Source organism: Streptomyces sp. NBC_00224, from assembly GCF_041435195.1.
In the GTDB taxonomy this organism is placed as follows: Bacteria; Actinomycetota; Actinomycetes; order Streptomycetales; family Streptomycetaceae; genus Streptomyces.
In genome coordinates this window covers 252,484-268,263 of record NZ_CP108106.1, presented here as the reverse complement: position 1 = coordinate 268,263, position 15,780 = coordinate 252,484, and the positions used below count along the sequence as shown (strand labels likewise).

The window sequence follows — 15,780 nt, the reverse complement described above, 5'->3', positions numbered from 1 at the left end:
CCGGGTGGGGAACTGCAGTCTCTGGCACAGCCGTTGACCGGGGCGCCCGCCGAGGAACGTCGCGACGGCCCGCATCCACTGCCGCAGTCCGACGCTGTGGCGCCGGTATCGCTCGCTGAGCTCGGGTACCTGCTCGACGAACGTCCGCCGTCGACACCCGGGCCGGTCGCAGAAGAACCGCCGTACCCGCAAGGAGACCATCAACGGCCGTCCCGCCACCGGGCGTTCGGATAATCGACGCCGGTAGCGGGAGTGCACGCGACGTCCTGACGAGCCGCAGCTCGGACAGCTCGGCGGACTCCCGCACGCCTCCGCCTCGACGACAACTCCGTCCATCGCGGCGTGCACCGCCGTGACCTGAACATCGATCCCGGGAAACAGCACATCCTCGATCGCCACAGCTCCCATACCGGGGCAATCCCCACGAGAAACGTTCCCGCACTCACGCATCCACCTGGGGATTCACGGAATCGCGGCCTGAACCATGCAATTCCCCAGACCTGCTCCGTCGTCGCCGCTCGTTCGTGCGATCTGAGTGAGCGGGAGAGAGACGGGCCGCCCGGCTGTGAAGTGTCCGGTCCGAGCCAGGCCGTCAAGGACGCCTTCGGCGTCGCTACCACGATGAGCTGCGCTCATCCTTGACCGCCTGGCTCGGACCTAAAGGATCGGCTGGTTGCCGGGCGGCCCGGGGAAGAACGCTGTCCTCCTGGTCATCGCGGAGCAACTCCGCGTTCCCCATGGGGACGTTCGTGATCTTCAGTCTGGAGAATTACGCGACGTTCCACACGGGGCCTTGTCGGCAAACGATGGCACCCTCGGCGACCACACACGGTGACACCACGACTGACTCATCGAGGAATACGCGACGCTTCAACATGCGAGCCCACCAGTCCCGAGGCGGGAAATGTGACGTGGCATCGCAGGCGAGTGCCCGCAAACGCCGTGTGGAGACTGTTGGGCGACGCTGAAAATGCCGACGGCTGCGGCACTGAGGATGCCGATGACAGGGGACGCGAACGCCCCGCTGGTGTGATTCCAGCGGGGCGGTTGTGGGCGAGGTGTCGCCGTGGCCGGCATGGTGTCGGCCGTTCGTGCAGGCTGCATGTATCGCCTGCCATGTGGTCTGCGGATCTCAGGCTGGCTTCAGGTCGGTGCGCGGGTTGATGGCCCAGTGGTTGCTTCGCAGGACCCGGTCCGCGAACGTGACGTCTTGCTCGGTGATGAAGCGGAAGCCGAGAGACCGGCAGATACCGTTCGAGGCTGCGTTGCTGGTTGCGGGGAACGCGTGCACGACGCCCCAGCGGTCTTCGTCCCGCGCCTGTTCGAGAAGGGTCCGGGCTGCCTGTTTGCCCAGGCCGCGGCCCTGGAATTGCGGAAGAATCATCCATCCGATCTCAGAGACGGCCCCGTCGTCGGTGTTGTGTGACCAGATGGTCACCGACCCGGCCACCACGTCGGGGGTGTCTGGATCGGGAATGACCATCTTGATCCAGGAGACATCGTCGGCTGCCTCAGCGGCGTCTCGGTGCACTTTGTCGGGCATCCCTTCACGCGGCAGCGGGCCGCCGAGATCAGCCATCATGACCGGGTCGCACCGCATCCGGACGTAGGCGTCGACGTCGTTCGGTGTGACGTTGCGCAACTGCACGGAATCCTCCTTGCTGCACTCGGAACGGTCACATGATCCGAGACTGCGGTCATCAGCGGTCCTGATACTGCTCGGATGGCCTGAAACGGGCCTTTCTCAGTCGAGGACTTCGGTGCCGGCGGACTGGGCGGCTTTCTCGTCGACGAGGGACTTACCTGCGGCGAACGTGGCGACGAGGGCTTGGAGGCAGAGGTTGTTGACGGCGCGGGGGGAAGCCGCGGGAGGTGGTGTGGATGAGGGTGACGGCGTCGTCGGTGAACAGTTGGTCGCTGCGGCCGGCGAGGCCGAGGTGGTGCTTGATCTAGCTGCCTGTCTCGCTCGCGGTCATGCCCGGCATCGTGTAGCGCAGGGCGGTCCGCTGTTCGAGGGCGGCCAGGACGGCGAGTTTCATCGTTCTGCGCAGGGTGGGCTGGCCGACCAGCAGGCAGGACAGCGGCGAGTCCTGGTCCATGGCGGTGTTGGTCAGCATCCGGATGGCTTCGAGCTGTTCGTAGGACAGCAGGTGGGCTTCGTCCAGGACCAGAACGGGGGTGCGGCCGCGTTCCTCGCGTTCGGCGGCCAGCGCCAGGCCAGTCTGGGCGGTGAGGCGGGAGCCGAGGTGGGAGGGCTGCTGGCCGAAGGCGGTCACGATCGCTTCGTGGATGCCGCGGACTCCAATCATGGGGTTGGGCAAGTAGATCACGGTGTGTTTCGACGGGTCGATGCCGTGCAGGACGGTGCGGACCGAGACGGTCTTGCCCGCGCCGACCTCGCCGGTGACGACACCGATGGAGCGTTCGGAGATGCACCAGGTGATGCGGGCGACGGCTTCGTTGTGGGATGCGTGGCGGTGCAGCATGCCGGGGGCGAGGTCGCGGCCGAAGGGCATGCGGCTGAATCCGTAGTGGGCCTGGAGTTTCTCAATCACGCTGATCCTCCGTGCAGCTGGCGGTGCGGGGTCATGCGCCGGGCAGGTCGGTGAGGTCGACGACCGGTGTCGGCGTCGGATCTCCCAGGGCCGCGTAGTTGACCCTGTCGGCGAGTTCGGCGGTGTGAGCGGTGCCGATCAGGCCGAGGTAGTCGATCCCGGTCGTCGTGCGGGGCTCCTCCGCCGGGGTTTCGGGCCGGGCCTTGGGGTGGGAGTGCCGGCTGACCTGGAAAGGCAGGGCGGTGCCCATGTCCTGCCCCTGGAGGCGGACGCGCAGGAAGGAAAGGTCGAAGGGGTCGAAGACCAACTCGACCCGCTGGCCGACGAGTTGGGGGTCGACCTGGTAGCGGTTGCCGTGCAGGGAGACCAGCGCGGTCTTGGACACGGTGCGGTGTTCCGACCAACGGAAGGCTTCCGCGAGGTCGGCCGGGTTCGGGACGGCGAGGGGGCGGTCGCCCATCCAGCGGGCCAGCGGGGCGGCACCGGTCTCGGAGTGCACTCGCCGGTGGTAGACGTTCTCGGTCCAGGCCGTGAACAGGCGGTTCATCTCCAGCAGGCTGTCGATGCGCCGTCCCGGTTCGCCGTCACCGGAGGCGATCTCGATGACGAACTCGCTGTTCACGGTGCGGAAGAACCGTTCGATCTTGCCTCTGCCCTGTGGCCTGCCGGGGGTCGAGTGGACCAGCTTGACGCCGAGTTTCGCGCAGGCCCGCAGCAGCCACGAATCCACGAACGCGGAGCCGTTGTCGACGTAGATGTAGCGCGGGACGCCCCGGGCGGCCATGGCCGGCCGCAGTGCGGCGGCCAGGCGGACGGTGTCCTCGGCGAAGCCCCAGCGGTGCCCCATGACCGCCCGCGAGTGATCGTCGAGGAAGGCGAACAGATAGGTTTTCCGGCCCTGGACCATGGGCCCGTGCAGAGCGTCGCCGGTCCATAGTTCGTTGGGGCCATCCGCTTCGAACCGGCCGAACACGGCGGGGGTGAGCGGAGCCTGCAGGGCGGTCAGCCCTTCGCGGACGATCATCCGCTGGATGGTCCGCTCGTCAGGCGCCCAGCCCAGCTTGGCGCCGATGATCCGGCGGATCTGAGCGGCCGACCGTGACGGATTCTCCTTCTTCAGCGACGCGGCCAGCTCCATCACCTCCGGCGGCGTCCGGGGCCGGGACTGGCGCGGGGACGGCACCAGGGCGTCGAAGCCGCCCGTCCGCCAGTCATGGATCCAGCGGTCCAGCGTCCACCGGGTGATCCGCACCGACCGCCCGTCCGGATCGGTATGCGGAACAGCCGCCAACTCCCGCACCAGGAAGCCGCGTTGACGACGTGACAGTGTCGGGTCGGCGGCCTCTCTGATCAGCATGTAGCGGAACAGGCCGATCGCCTGAGCCCGCTCAAGCCGTGTCTGGTCTTCCTGCCCCACCTGGCCACCAGCCCTCTCACGCAGCGTGAATACACACGTGTGACGGTGACAGCCTGTGTCGGCGTGGCGTCAGGGGCGGCTCGTGTTGATCGTTTCCACCGGCCAGGAAGGCGGTAACTGGTCGCCCTGGGGGCAGTTCGACGGCGCCTTGCGTGCCGTGGCCGCCGAAACCAACGCCGACGGCCGCATGGAGTTGTTCGGTGTCAACAGCGCCGGGAGCATCTTCCACCGCTGGCAGATGACACCCGCTGGTGGCTCTTGGTCGGGCTGGGAGCAGTTCGACGGCGCCCTGACGTCGATCGCCGTGGCCCGCAACGCGGACGGACGACTGGAGCTCTTCGGGACGAACAGTGCGGGAAGCATCTTCCACCGCTGGTAGACATCCATCGGCGGCGCGTGGTCGGCTTGGGCACAGTTCGACGGTGCGCTGACCCAGGTTGCCGCCGCAACCAACGCGGACGGCCGCGTGGAGCTCTTCGGCGTCAACAGCGCCGGGAATATCTACCACCGCTGGCAGACGTCCATCGGCGGGCCATGGTCGGGCTGGGAGCAGTTCGACGGCGCCCTGACGTCGATCGCCGTGGCCCGCAACGCAGACGGACGGCTGGAAATCTTCGGAGCCAACAGCGCTGACGCCGTCTTCCACCGCTGGCAGACATCCATCGGCGGCGCGTGGTCGAGTTGGGCACAGTTCGAGGGTGGCCTGACCCAGGTTGCCGCCGCGACCAACGCGGACGGTCGTGTCGAGCTCTTCGGCGTCAACCGTGGCGGATACGTCTATCACCGCTGGCAGGTCCCCACAGGCAGCGGCTGGTCGAACTGGGACCAGTTCGACGGCGTGCTGCGGCCATAGAAGATCACTGAAGTTTTTGGGGATTCTGGCTCCGGACCTTTCCGTCCGGGGCCAGTCCGCTGGGCATGCAGGGGGAGTGGGCCTGGGACCGCTACGGCGGTTGCAGTCGACTGTCAACGGCCATGTTGATGTGGCGCGTTGCCACCGTGGTGCCAGCGCGAAACGGCAACTGGGCCCGGCGCGGCTGCGGTCATGCCCGACGGTTCCGAGGCTGGTGCGTCACCGCTACCAGCCCGGGAGAACAAGTGTCGACGATCATCCCTGCCATGTTCACTGTTCGCTCGGCGACCACGCGGCGCTGATACCGCGTACTGCACCGCCCAGCTCCGGCTGTTCGAACGGACTCGGCAGCTCCGTTCCCGGAGGTGGGCGGACGGCCGGTCCGCCGAACACGCGTCTGCCCGTCGGAAGGCGCCTCCTCGTGGCTCTGAACGGCTGGGGGTCGAGCGTGCTGGCGATCGAGAACAGGCCAGTCCTCGTGAGAAGGGTGACCGGCCGAGGCCCTGCAATCGATCAGAAACTGGCACATGTTACGCAGACGCCACATGGGAGCGGTCGCCTGTGGTGGGCGAGTGGTCGACACGCGGAACGCAGGTCCCCCACAGAGGCGGGCTCCCCAACTCACCTATGACTGTCCGTATTGGATCTAGTGCACTGAGTAACTGTCTCTTTAGGGTGAAAGCGATGTCAACGCCGTATCCCTGGAGGATTCGTGGCACGTTTCCGTACTCGTCTGGCCCTGCTCGGATCGGTCGCAGCTCTGGCCGCCGGCGCTCTCGTCCCCGCGCAGTTCGCCGGCGCGCAGCCCGCCGCTGCGGCCGCGACCAAGCAGTGGGTGGCTCTGGGCGACTCCTACACCGCCGGGGTCATCCAGGCCGCGGGCGACACCTTCGAAATCCCGCGCGACGGCTGCGAACGCACCGACCGCTCCTACCCCCAGGTCATCAAGCGCGACCTCGGCGGTCTCTTCGACCTGACCAACGCCAGCTGCGGCGCCGCCACCATCGACCACGTCACCGACACCCCCCAGTATCCGATCGGCCGCCATATGCCGCCCCTCTCCGAGGACCCCGACTACCCCTTCCCCCCGGTGCCGCCCCAGTCCGAGGCCGTGGGCCCCGGCACCGACGTCATCACCGTCGGCGCGGGCGGCAACACCCTGGGCTTCGCCGACATCCTGGCCAAGTGCCCGGGGCTGGGCGGCGAAAGCGGCGGCAAGGGCACCCCGTGCAAGGACGCCCTGGGCGACGGCATCCCGGCCCGGCTGAAGAAGGTGCGCCAGGACTACGACCGGATGCTCGAAACGCTCCACGAGCTCGCCCCACACGCGAAGATCCTGACCGTCGGCTACCCCACGATCATCCCGCGCGACGCCTCCAGCTGCAGCTTCGGTGAACTGACGCAGTTCGGCACGATCACCCAGGGCGACCTGGACTGGCTGCGCGATGACGTCCTGGAACCCCTCAACAAGGCCATCAACGACTCCACAGGCACCCAGGACGCCGCCACCTTCGTCGACCTCTACGACTCCACCACCCACCACAGCGTCTGCGACAACTCCAAGTGGGTCGAAGGCTTCGTCACCCTCCCCGACCAACTGTCCTTCGTCCACCCCAACGCCCTCGGCCACCGCAACGCCGCCAACCACGTCGAAGAAGCGATGCTCAACACCATCGCGTGAGCTGACTTCACCCGGCATCCCCGTTCGACGCCCCCGACAACGAACTGGCCCCCGGCACCAGCCGGGGGCCAGTTCCGCATGACCCGCGCCACCTCTCCGAGAGACAGGCTCTAGTGCGATTCCTCCGCAGGCCAGACGCCTCCCGGCTTCGTGCACATCTGCTGTCCGTTCTCAGGCTCTGGCTCAACTTCGTGGAGCAGTAACGCTGCGTGCTGACGGAACCCTGCTCACCCGACCCGGGTTCCAGGTGGCGTCCCACCCGTCTCGGGGACACTGCAGGCGTATTCCGCCCCACGCCCTCAGCTGCGTGCTCGTCGCGAGAGGATGGGGTGGTGATCCGCTACGACCCCGAGATACAGGCTCTGTATCGCCGCTATTGCCTCCCGGCGCGCCGCTACCTGAAGCTTGGCGGAGTGGTACTTCGCATGTCGCGCGAGGAGTACGAGCCGTTCGTTCATGCTCTGGCCCGTGATGCGAGGGCTGTTACCGACGCCGAGCTCACCATCCTCTTCGAGGGCAGCTGGCGCGAGCGGCGCACCGCGGCATGGCTCGCCGCCGTCTCGCGCCGTGACCACTTCCGCGGGCGTCTGGGAGCATTGCTGCTGGAGAGCGAGGTCTGCTGCGCGGGTGGGGCCTACTGCGTGGCACTGGCGAGTTTCGGCACCGCACGGGACGCCGACCTGCTCGCCGCTTACCTGGATCGCTACCTGCATCGGCCCGACCTCGCCTACGACCAGCCGACAGCCATGGGCGCCCTGGCGTACACCGACTCCGTCCTGCACAGCGACCGGGCCAGCCATTTCCTCCAGGAGGGCGGCCTGTGGCGGCAGTGGTTCCAGGACGCGCCCCACATGCACGGCGATGACGGCATCTCCACCTACCTGGGCGGCAGTCGCCTCGCCTGCGCCGTCATCGACGAATGCGCCGACACCTGACCCCATTGGTCTTGTTCGCGTCGAAGACTCTGGCTCGTCGTCCTTGACGCGGCGCCCCTCCGTCATGCCAGTAGGACGCGCTTGCGGAGGAGTTGGAAGCCTGCCCGCCCGAACATCTGGCGCTTGAGCATCTTGATCCGGTTGACATGGCCTTCGACCGCACCTGAGCTCCAGGACAGAGTGAGTCCGGCGGTGACGGCGTCGATGTCGCGGTCGATGCCGGCGGCGAGGGTGTGGAGGCTGGGCAGGTCGTCCTGTCGGACGGCGTCGAGCCAGTCCGGGAGACGTTCGCCTTGGCGGTCGGTGAGCATGACCGCGAAGGACCGGACGTGTCGGGTGAGTGCGTCGAGTTCGGGGCACTGGGTGCGGACGGTCTTGAGCTGGAGTTGTTCGGGCTCGGTGAGGGTCTCCGGGCGTCTGAGGATCCATCCGGAGACCGTTCAAGGCGACGGCGGCCGGGCGGTCACCGGTCGCGGTGAGGTGCGCTTCTTGTACAGGTAGGCGCGAACGCGCTGGTAGCTGCCCTTGTAGCCGAGCGGCACGATCTCCTCCCACAGCTTCCAGGCGTTGGTGAAGCCCTCGTTCCAGCGGTCGTCCAGGTAGGGCTTGTAGTCATCGAGTACCGAGGTCCGGTTCTGCCACTGGCCGGTGAACAGGTCGTCCGGCTTCGCAGCATCGGCGAACCGTTTGACGGTGTGCCAGGCCATGCCGAGCTGCCGCTGGACCGAACGCAGGCTGTGTCCTGCCTCCAGGAGTGTGTGAACGGCGGCGTGCCGGGACCTGGTGCGGTCGGCGACCCGGTGCCCGGTCGGCCATGGGGAACCGGACGGTTCTTCTTCCGGGGCGGGCTCAGGCTCGGGTTCGGGGGTGGCCGGGACAAGGGCTCGCAGGCAGTGGCGGTGCTGGGCGACGGTCCGTTCTGTGGCCTCGCTCAGGTTGTGCCAGAGGTGCCACCGGTCCGCGACCTGGACGGCCTGCGGGGCGCCGGCGGAGGCGCCTTCGGCGAAGAACGGCGCACGGTCGCGGCAGACGATCTCAATGCCCGGCCGTTCGGCGAGCCAGGGCGCCAGGCTGGACGCCTCCCGGTCCGGCAGCAGATCGACGGGGCGGCGGGTCTCGATGTCGACGAGGACGGTGCCGTAGTGGCGGCCCTTGCGGGTGGCGTACTCGTCGACGCCGACCACCCGCGGCGCGGGGACATTGGGCTCGGGCAGCGCAAGTTTAAGTGGTGTGGATCATTGGAGATCACGGACGTCGTGCCAGGAAGACGAGCTCTCTTCCTGGGCGGTCGGGCGCATCGCGAACGTCTTCCACCACGTATCCGTGCGCGACCAGGTCCTGCTCGACGTCCTCTCGCTCTCGGAAGCGCAGCGTCGAATCAGACGTGAGCACCTGTCGGTCCGCAGCGAAGACGTAGGTCCAGCGGAATGTCACGAGGGGCAAGCTCACCTCGATCAGCTGGACCCAGCTCTCGACGGAGCTGACGCCTGGGATCTCTGTCACGCGGTAGGAGTTCTCGCGGGTCCACTCTTCCCAGGCGCGTCTGGCAGGGGCGCGGGTCTCGAAGACCAGATGTCCGCCGGGCCGTAGTGCTTCGTAGGCTCCCCGCAGCGTCTTGTGCCACGTATGTGGGTCGGTGATGGCCTGGGCCACGTTCGCTGTCATCGTCGCGAGGTCGACCTGCAGCGGGGGGAGGGCTGTCGCGTCACCGCAGATCCAGCGCACTTGCTCGCTGCCCGGTTTGGTCCGGGCGACGTCGATGGACGCCAGGGCGGGATCGACGCCGACGACCTCGATCCCGCGGTCAGCCAGGAGAAGTGCGAACACCCCTGTGCCGCAGCCGATGTCCAGCACTTGGCGTGCCTCGAACTCTTCTGTGATCCGGAGGTAGGCGTCGAGATCACTGCGGTCGGGGTCGAGCGGATCGTAGATCGCGGCGAGCCGTGGATGCGCGAAGGAGTCGTCAGCCATGCGGCCGAAGGTATGCAGAGCTGGGCTCGAACAGCTACTGAGTTTCGCTGGCTCTAGAAGGTGGGAGCGGGCGGCGGGTGCGGTTCGTGGTTCCGGTCGAGCTGGTGTGTTCTGACGTAGGGCGTCATCGCGGTGATGGACAGGGCGATGACGTGTTCGTCGACGAGGCGATCCCAGATCTCCTTGATGGTGAGTCCTTCCTCGGTCAGGGGGTCGATGAGCTCCTTGACGGGATCGGTCGCGGGCACGCGTCTGCGGATGACTTCGTGGGTGCGGGGTTGTGGTGCGGCCAGGGGTCGCCGGACGGTTCGGCAGGAGACACCGTGCCGGTTGGCCAGGGTGCGTCATCGGAGCCTTCGGCATGGGCCTGTGGATCTACCCGTTCTTCGCTCTGGGCGACCGGCAGTCCTTCACGGCGATGACCACGGCCGTCATCGTGGCCCTGCTCTTTCACGGCGCGATGTACGCCCCGCAGGCGGCGTTCTTCTCCGAGATGTTCGCCACCCGTAGGCGCTACTCCGGAGCATCGATCGGCGCCCAGTTCTCCTCCGTGGCCGCCGGCGCCCCGGCCCCGCTCATCGCCACCGCCCTGCTCTCCAAGTACGACAACGCCACACCGATCGTCCTCTACGTCATGGCCGCGGCCCTGCTCACGATTATCGCCCTCGGCTGCGCCAGCGAGACCCGCCAACGAGATCTGTCGGACACGGACGTGGACACGGATACGGAAGCGGACACGCAGACTGGCGAAACCGATGCGGCATCGGCCGCCCAAGCGGCGCGTACGACCTGAACACCCGCTGCTCGGAGGGTGCCTGGACGGAGGTGACGGCGTGGACCGAAGACAGGCACTCTCCGGCAGTACCACCAAGCTCAGCCGATGGTCCACCGCTGAGTGCGTGCGTTGCGGTCACACACCGTCGTGCGGTAGAGGCCGTCATAGGTCTGGTAGAGGCAGAGGCGGGTCGCGGTGTTCCGGAGCATGACGGCACTCGCCGGCGCGGGCTGGATGATCTGCCACAGCTGGTTGTTCCCGCCGTTGCATCCGATGGCGTAGACGTCTCCGGCCGAGTTGCTGTCGAGGCAGTGGTCCCATGTGTAGTTCTTGAGTGTCGAGGACGTGTTGGTGGTGCCGACCCACCACCAGTACTGACCCGGGTAGTTGATTTTGCAGCTCTGGGCCCACAAGTTGAAGTAGGAGTTCTCCTCGATGCACTGCTTGTACTCGAAGTTGGCGAACCGGTCGCGGCGCGTCGCCGCGGTTTCGGCGGCGGAGGCCGTCCCCGGCATGGCGAGGGTCAGCGTGACGGCGAGTGACACCGCCGACCCGATGACCGACACGGCGCGCCTGGTCCTTCTCCCGAAAGCGGGCATGATCGAACCCTCCCCATCGACGCCTGGCACCTCTGAGTCGTCACCGGCTCATGGTGGCAGGCGGTCGCCTTGATCGGGACCCCGGCGGCGGCCGACTTCGGAACACGCCCACCCGTGCGGCCCTTCTCCGCCACGGCCCGACCGGGACGATCACGATGCTCGCCCTTGCCCTGAAGCTGCGCGGTCCGAATCGCGTCCGCCGGGACCTCGAAGACGATCACGAGCCCGTCGCTCTCGTTCCCCTGTTCGCCGACGCGGGTGAATCCGAAGCCCGCGACGGTGGCCAGGGAGGCACCCCGCAACTACCTGGCCTTTATCGGCCTCGCCGCAGCTGAAGCTCAGCGGGACCCGCAGGGCGAGCGACGGGGCCCTGGTGGTGACCGGATCTCCGTGAACGAGCCGCTGGAAACGCCCGCGAAAAGGGCAGTGGGAACCAGGACCATGGGTGCTGCAGGCAAATGCTGTCTGGCGGTGACCACGGTGACGGTGAAGGACTTCGGGTTGCTGGCGGCGTTGGAACGCTGAGCTGAAGGCGGCCGGGGGAGTCCGCCTGGTGTGCGCTGGACCCGGACCCCAGGGCGCTGAGCGGACGCGGCTTTGAGCTTGTGTTTGTTGCACCGGACAGCCTGGGGTGGGCGTCTGGGGCCAGGCTCGGACGTTGCAGGTGCCCGTCTGGTTGCGTGCGTGGTGGTCCTGCCAATGTGCCGGAGATCCATTGGGGAGCGTCGGAACCTCGGTCTGGCGGATGAGACGCATCAGCAGGACCACCGCCCGCATTTTTCTAGGAGCCGCCGTAGGTGCCGGCGTATGGGTCAGGTTGTCCTGTCCAGGGATCCAGGCCTTGCTTCCTCAGGCGTTCTTCCTCGTGTGCGTTCAGGTAGAGCGCGGACTGTTTGGCCCAGAGGGAGAGGTCACCGAGCGGACACTCTGCGAAGTCCCCGAGCAGGGTGCGGGCAAGGAATTCCCCCATCCCGCAGTTGTAACGGCGAGCTTCCGGTGGGGAGTGCAACTCCACTGTTTGTGTCAGCAGTTGAATGAATTCGAACATGGCTGCCCACTTCTCATTCATGCCATGTCGCATAGCGGCGAGACCTGGTCGATAGCCCCGATCGCTATCCCGTGCTGCGGCGGCGCGCCCTGAAATTTCCTGCCAGCACGCTGAAATTTCCTTCTCGCCCTTCAAGCAAGGCCTCGGCATAGTCGCGTTATGTCCGGTCTATTCATGCCGGGTCGAGTCGGAGAGTCTCGGGGGTGCTGGTGGCGTCCCGGGCGTGGTGGCGTGCAGGCGGCTGTGATGCTGGCGTGCCCGGCCGTTTTGGAGGATCCCGATGGCGTGCAGATCGTGGCTGCCAGGCGATCTGGCTATGGCCGTCAGGGCGCTTCAGGCGCATCCTGTGAAGTGCGCGGAGTGGGTGGGTGTGGCCAGCATGCTGGGGTCTGGCCGGCAAGGAGGGATGCGTGGAAAGCGCGCCGAGCAGGACGGCGATGTTTGCGGCTGTGTCGCGTGGATTGTTTCGCCTGGAGACGGCGTCGCCGTGGGTACTGGACGATGTGCTGGCCCTGGTGCTTGTCGGCCCGGTATGGCAGCAGCTGCGAGACCAGTTCGATCCGCTGTTCCCCGGCCCGGTCCGTCGCGAGGCCCGTGCGGCTGTCTGCACCCGCAGCCGGTACGCCGAGGACCGGCTGGCTGCTGGTGCCTTCACGCAGTACGTGATTCTCGGCGCGGGGCTTGACTCGTTCGCGTGGCGGCGGCCGGATCTGCTCGGCTCGCTGACGGTGTTCGAGGTTGATCACCCTGCCTCCCATGCCTGGAAGCTCGAGCGGGTCAGAGATCTCGGCCTGCCGCTCAGCGCCTCGCAGGTATTCGTGCCGGTTGATTTCGAGGCCGGACCGGTTCAGGATGCTCTGGGCGCGGCCGGGTTCGACTGGGCGCAGCCGGCGATGTTCTGCTGGACGGGCGTCGCCCCCTATCTGACGGCACAGGCGATCGAGTCGACGTTGCACACGATCGCGGCGGCTGCTCCCGGGTCTGAGGTGGTGTTCTCCTACCGGGCCGAGGACGCTGTGCTCGACGACGCGGGGACGGAATACGCCCGTATCTACACACCGATCGCGGCTTCTGTCGGCGAGCCTCTTCAGCCTGGCTGGCCGGTATCCGGGATCGAGAGGCTGGTCAGCCGGTGCGGGCTGAAGGTCGTGGACCACCCCGCACGTGCAGACCTCCAGCAGCGGTACTTCGCCGGCCGTACCGATGGCCTGCGGCCCTATACCTTCGAGACCCTGGTGGCCGCGCGGGTCACCTGAGCGGGCGGTTCCGCAGCAGGGCTTCGGCGTAGTTGACTGACGTCCGTTTCGCGATCATGTGAGCCCGAGGACTACGCCAACGATCTTGGTGACGAGCGTGCTCTGATCGCGGTGTCGGCCAAGTCCAATCGCAGCAAAGCAGACCAGGACTTCTACGTGGCTGCCGCGCGGGCTACCGCTGCCAGTACGTCATCGACTGGGTGGCCGACAAGATCCGCTGGGGACTGAGCATCGACCCGGCCGAACAAAGTGCCCTCAATGAAGTCCTGACGCGCTGTCCCGACGAGCAGATCAGCGTCACCCGGGCCCGCTGAAGGCTCAATCGTCTTCTGTGCGACTTCACTTGAGTTCCCTTGAGCCCCGCTGAGTGTCCGTGCCGGTGGCCAGGGGCGTCTCCTGCGTCGGGGGCTTGGCGGTCAGGTGACGTAGCTTCGGGATTCTTGAATGGTTCTGACCCTGTCCGACTGTTTTGCGGTCTGGGCGAGGGTGAGGGGGCTCGGGTGGGTGGTGTTGGCGGTTGTACGGGATCTGCGCGAGCTTCGGGAGCGGGCCTTGGGCGATGAGCGTGCCCTGCCCGTCCTGGAGAACGGCGCCCCCAGAACCTGCCCGGCACCTCGATGAGTACGCCAATGGGTGCCTCCTCATCGCCGGCCCCGCCGGCCAGCCGCTGACCCTGGAACAACTCGCGGCCTCCCCGGGCCCCCAAGCCGTGGCCGGCCTCTGCACCTGCCTGGCCGGCTGACGCACTGTCGCCTGCGGTTCCCGTCCTCGAGAATGTGCGGCTCGCTGTGGCCTTACGAACTCCTTTGCAGGGTCCTACCTTTGAGTCATGGAAACTCAGCATCCCGGCCCGCTGGCGGAAGTTGTGTCACCCGTGACGGCCGGATGGCGGCTGCTGTTCGTGCCCAGCCGGGCCCGCGAGCTGGCCGTCGCGCTCGGCGGGAGCGTCATGGTCCCGCCGGTGGTCGCAGCCCCACTTGTGCTGGCCGCTCTGGTGGCCGCCGTGATCTCGGGGAACTCACTCGTCTGGGGCATTTTCTGGGTCCTACTGGCGCTCACGGTCGTCGCAGTGATCCTGCTCGCCGTGGCCATGATGTACGTCACGGTCTCCATGACGGTGCGGTGGGTCGAGCTCCGCCCCCTGGGAACTCCGGCCCAGGTCGTGATCGCCCGTTTTCTGCGTTCGTCGACTATGGCGATGGCTGATCTGCAGCGAGTCGTCGTCATCGAGCGACTCAGTCTGGGGCAGCGACAGTCGATCAAGGTGGTGTTGCATACCGGCAGCGAGACGGTGGAGTGCGAACCGGCGACGTCCGCACCGCTCTCTCGGGTCGACGCACAGGCGCTCACCGACTGGTTGACCGAGCAACTCGGCCGGGTCCAGGTGGCGGTGGAGCGCCAGAGCGAGGTCAGGCGAGACTTCCTGCGTCCGGACGAGTGGTGGACCCCGTCCCACACCGCCGAGCTGTGGCGGGTACCCGTCGGCGAGGTCGACGGCATAGCCGCCCAGCGCGGCGTCGAAACCTATGGGTACACGCCCCGGGCCGCCGCGATGTACAGCCCTGGCACTTCGGTCACCGTCTACGACCCGGGCCGGTCCTACGAGGTCGCCGAAGAACTCCGCGCGGAACGAGCCGCCGGCCAGGCCGCCGACAGCACGGCAGCCCCCGGCCCGGCCGAGGACGACGCAACGGATTCCCGCTGACTCGGTCGGGCCGGTCCTGACCTGGCTCGGAGACTGCACTCTATGAGCGGGCAGATGGCATCGCCTGCGTGGTGGCGAAACCCGTCGGAGCCCGCCCGAAATCCCCGGCGTGCCGACGGTGACGGGACCGTATGCTCGGCCGCTCGGGGGCTGGGCGGTCCGGGCCGGTGGCCAGGGGCGTCTCCTGCATCGGGGGCTTGGCGGTGGGCATCGCCAGTGTCAGACTTCTTGCGCGAGACACTGGGTCGGTCGCGATAGCGGGCCACGGACATGGGGTTGAGGGCATAGGCCCGCCGTTTTCCCTGCCGCAGGAAGGCTACGAGCAGACCGCGGCCGGTCTCGATGGCTACCCGTATCGGGGACAGCTCGCTGTCACCGTACTCGGTCAGCAGCTCCAGCAGCTGTTGGTAGCAGGCCAGGGTGTCGTCGATGCGGAGCCTGGCAATCGGCTTCCCGCTGTCGTCCGTCAGGGCCACGTCATGGTGCCCTTCCGCCCAGTCGATCCCGCAGAAGATGGCCGACTGGCCCCACCCTTTTTCGTCTCGTCTGCACTGGTCAGGAGCCCAAGCGGGTCACGCCCCTCCCTCTCACTGGCCGCCCATGGCACCAGCGCACCGCGCGGGCCCCGGTCCGTCTTGAGGCATCTGGCGTCGAAAGCTTCGAGGGGTTCACCGCGCAGCGGGCTCGCATCACAGGCACCAACGAGCACGCGCCCATTCGGGTGATGTCAGATCCGAGAGCGCCACGAGGCGCCGGTCCGTACAAGAGGCTTCACGAACCGGAAAGTAGTCGAAGCGTCCACCCCGGCACTCACGGCCCCATCGCACTCGAGCGAGGGCAGCAGCCACAGATCACCGAGAGGTGCCAGTCCATGCTTGGGCTTCACCGAGCCGGGAGGATACGAAGCATCCGCCGAAGTCCTGCAGCCACTGCACTCGATCGAACAGCCGGCCTTCCGCGGGGCCCCTTCAGAGCCTTCGGTTCG

At 67.3% G+C, this 15,780-nt stretch carries 17 protein-coding genes and 2 pseudogenes; 8 read left to right on the top strand and 11 right to left on the bottom strand.

Features of this window, described 5'->3' with window-relative positions:
- Window positions 1–177: 177 nt before the first annotated feature.
- From OG965_RS01295 to OG965_RS01280, 4 genes and pseudogenes are all read right to left on the bottom strand, one after another.
- Window positions 178–336 (bottom strand): annotated as a pseudogene (locus OG965_RS01295) (transposase family protein); the annotation flags it as partial.
- Between the two features lie 796 nt (window positions 337–1,132).
- Window positions 1,133–1,648: a GNAT family N-acetyltransferase gene (locus OG965_RS01290; protein WP_371648193.1), complete on the bottom strand. Its 516-nt coding sequence runs from the start codon at window positions 1,646–1,648 to the stop codon at window positions 1,133–1,135.
- A gap of 301 nt (window positions 1,649–1,949) precedes the next feature.
- Entirely contained in the window at window positions 1,950–2,555 is a 606-nt protein-coding gene (locus tag OG965_RS01285) for an ExeA family protein (protein ID WP_371648191.1), read from the bottom strand.
- 31 nt (window positions 2,556–2,586) lie between these two features.
- Entirely contained in the window at window positions 2,587–3,972 is a 1,386-nt protein-coding gene (locus OG965_RS01280) for a DDE-type integrase/transposase/recombinase (RefSeq protein ID WP_371648189.1), read from the bottom strand.
- Window positions 3,973–4,054: 82 nt separating this feature from the next.
- On the opposite strand from OG965_RS01280, the gene OG965_RS01275 reads away from it, so the two are divergent.
- From OG965_RS01275 to OG965_RS01260, 4 genes are all read left to right on the top strand, one after another.
- Window positions 4,055–4,351 carry a tectonin domain-containing protein gene (locus OG965_RS01275; protein WP_371648187.1) on the top strand — a complete coding sequence of 99 codons (297 nt, stop codon included), beginning with the start codon at window positions 4,055–4,057 and terminating at the stop codon, window positions 4,349–4,351.
- 6 nt (window positions 4,352–4,357) lie between these two features.
- Window positions 4,358–4,825 carry a tectonin domain-containing protein gene (locus OG965_RS01270; RefSeq protein WP_371656812.1) on the top strand — a complete coding sequence of 156 codons (468 nt, stop codon included), beginning with the start codon at window positions 4,358–4,360 and terminating at the stop codon, window positions 4,823–4,825.
- A 712-nt stretch (window positions 4,826–5,537) separates the two neighbouring features.
- The gene (locus tag OG965_RS01265; protein WP_371648185.1) at window positions 5,538–6,506 is read left to right on the top strand and encodes an SGNH/GDSL hydrolase family protein; all 969 of its coding nucleotides are present in this window, start codon (window positions 5,538–5,540) and stop codon (window positions 6,504–6,506) included.
- 332 nt (window positions 6,507–6,838) lie between these two features.
- On the top strand, window positions 6,839–7,441 hold the full coding sequence (locus tag OG965_RS01260) for a DUF6000 family protein (RefSeq protein WP_371648183.1): 603 nt from the start codon (window positions 6,839–6,841) through the stop codon (window positions 7,439–7,441).
- 62 nt (window positions 7,442–7,503) lie between these two features.
- Here the strand turns inward: OG965_RS01260 and OG965_RS01255 are convergent, their stop codons facing one another.
- The 4 genes from OG965_RS01255 to OG965_RS01240 form a co-directional block, all read right to left on the bottom strand.
- Window positions 7,504–7,866: a transposase gene (locus OG965_RS01255; RefSeq protein WP_371656811.1), complete on the bottom strand. Its 363-nt coding sequence runs from the start codon at window positions 7,864–7,866 to the stop codon at window positions 7,504–7,506.
- Window positions 7,867–7,881: 15 nt separating this feature from the next.
- Window positions 7,882–8,625 carry a transposase gene (locus OG965_RS01250; RefSeq protein WP_371648181.1) on the bottom strand — a complete coding sequence of 248 codons (744 nt, stop codon included), beginning with the start codon at window positions 8,623–8,625 and terminating at the stop codon, window positions 7,882–7,884.
- A gap of 61 nt (window positions 8,626–8,686) precedes the next feature.
- A complete protein-coding gene (locus tag OG965_RS01245; RefSeq protein ID WP_371648179.1) occupies window positions 8,687–9,412 on the bottom strand; it encodes a class I SAM-dependent methyltransferase in 726 nt (241 codons plus the stop codon).
- Window positions 9,413–9,465: 53 nt separating this feature from the next.
- Window positions 9,466–9,660, bottom strand: coding sequence for a hypothetical protein (locus tag OG965_RS01240; RefSeq protein ID WP_371648178.1), 195 nt, complete (start codon window positions 9,658–9,660; stop codon window positions 9,466–9,468).
- 47 nt (window positions 9,661–9,707) lie between these two features.
- On the opposite strand from OG965_RS01240, the pseudogene OG965_RS01235 reads away from it, so the two are divergent.
- A pseudogene (locus OG965_RS01235) lies at window positions 9,708–10,205 on the top strand (MFS transporter); the annotation flags it as partial.
- 80 nt (window positions 10,206–10,285) lie between these two features.
- On the opposite strand, the gene OG965_RS01230 reads toward OG965_RS01235, so the two are convergent.
- Window positions 10,286–10,753 (bottom strand): hypothetical protein, encoded by a 468-nt coding sequence (locus OG965_RS01230; RefSeq protein ID WP_371648176.1) that lies wholly within the window; start codon window positions 10,751–10,753, stop codon window positions 10,286–10,288.
- A 423-nt stretch (window positions 10,754–11,176) separates the two neighbouring features.
- Between OG965_RS01230 and OG965_RS01225 the strand changes: the two genes are divergently transcribed.
- Complete coding sequence (locus OG965_RS01225; RefSeq protein ID WP_371648174.1) at window positions 11,177–11,311, top strand: hypothetical protein; 135 nt, start codon at window positions 11,177–11,179, stop codon at window positions 11,309–11,311.
- 256 nt (window positions 11,312–11,567) lie between these two features.
- Here the strand turns inward: OG965_RS01225 and OG965_RS01220 are convergent, their stop codons facing one another.
- Window positions 11,568–11,969 (bottom strand): hypothetical protein, encoded by a 402-nt coding sequence (locus OG965_RS01220; protein WP_371648172.1) that lies wholly within the window; start codon window positions 11,967–11,969, stop codon window positions 11,568–11,570.
- Between the two features lie 275 nt (window positions 11,970–12,244).
- Here OG965_RS01220 and OG965_RS01215 point away from each other — a divergent pair, with 275 nt between their 5' ends.
- Both OG965_RS01215 and OG965_RS01210 read left to right on the top strand, forming a co-directional pair.
- A complete protein-coding gene (locus tag OG965_RS01215) occupies window positions 12,245–13,090 on the top strand; it encodes a class I SAM-dependent methyltransferase (RefSeq protein ID WP_371648170.1) in 846 nt (281 codons plus the stop codon).
- A gap of 829 nt (window positions 13,091–13,919) precedes the next feature.
- The gene (locus OG965_RS01210; protein WP_371648169.1) at window positions 13,920–14,795 is read left to right on the top strand and encodes a hypothetical protein; all 876 of its coding nucleotides are present in this window, start codon (window positions 13,920–13,922) and stop codon (window positions 14,793–14,795) included.
- Here OG965_RS01210 and OG965_RS01205 read toward each other — a convergent pair.
- Window positions 14,690–15,298, bottom strand: a complete 609-nt coding sequence (locus OG965_RS01205; RefSeq protein ID WP_371656810.1) for a transposase — start codon at window positions 15,296–15,298, stop codon at window positions 14,690–14,692. The two genes, OG965_RS01210 and OG965_RS01205, sit on opposite strands and share 106 nt — an antisense overlap.
- Window positions 15,299–15,780 lie beyond the last annotated feature (482 nt).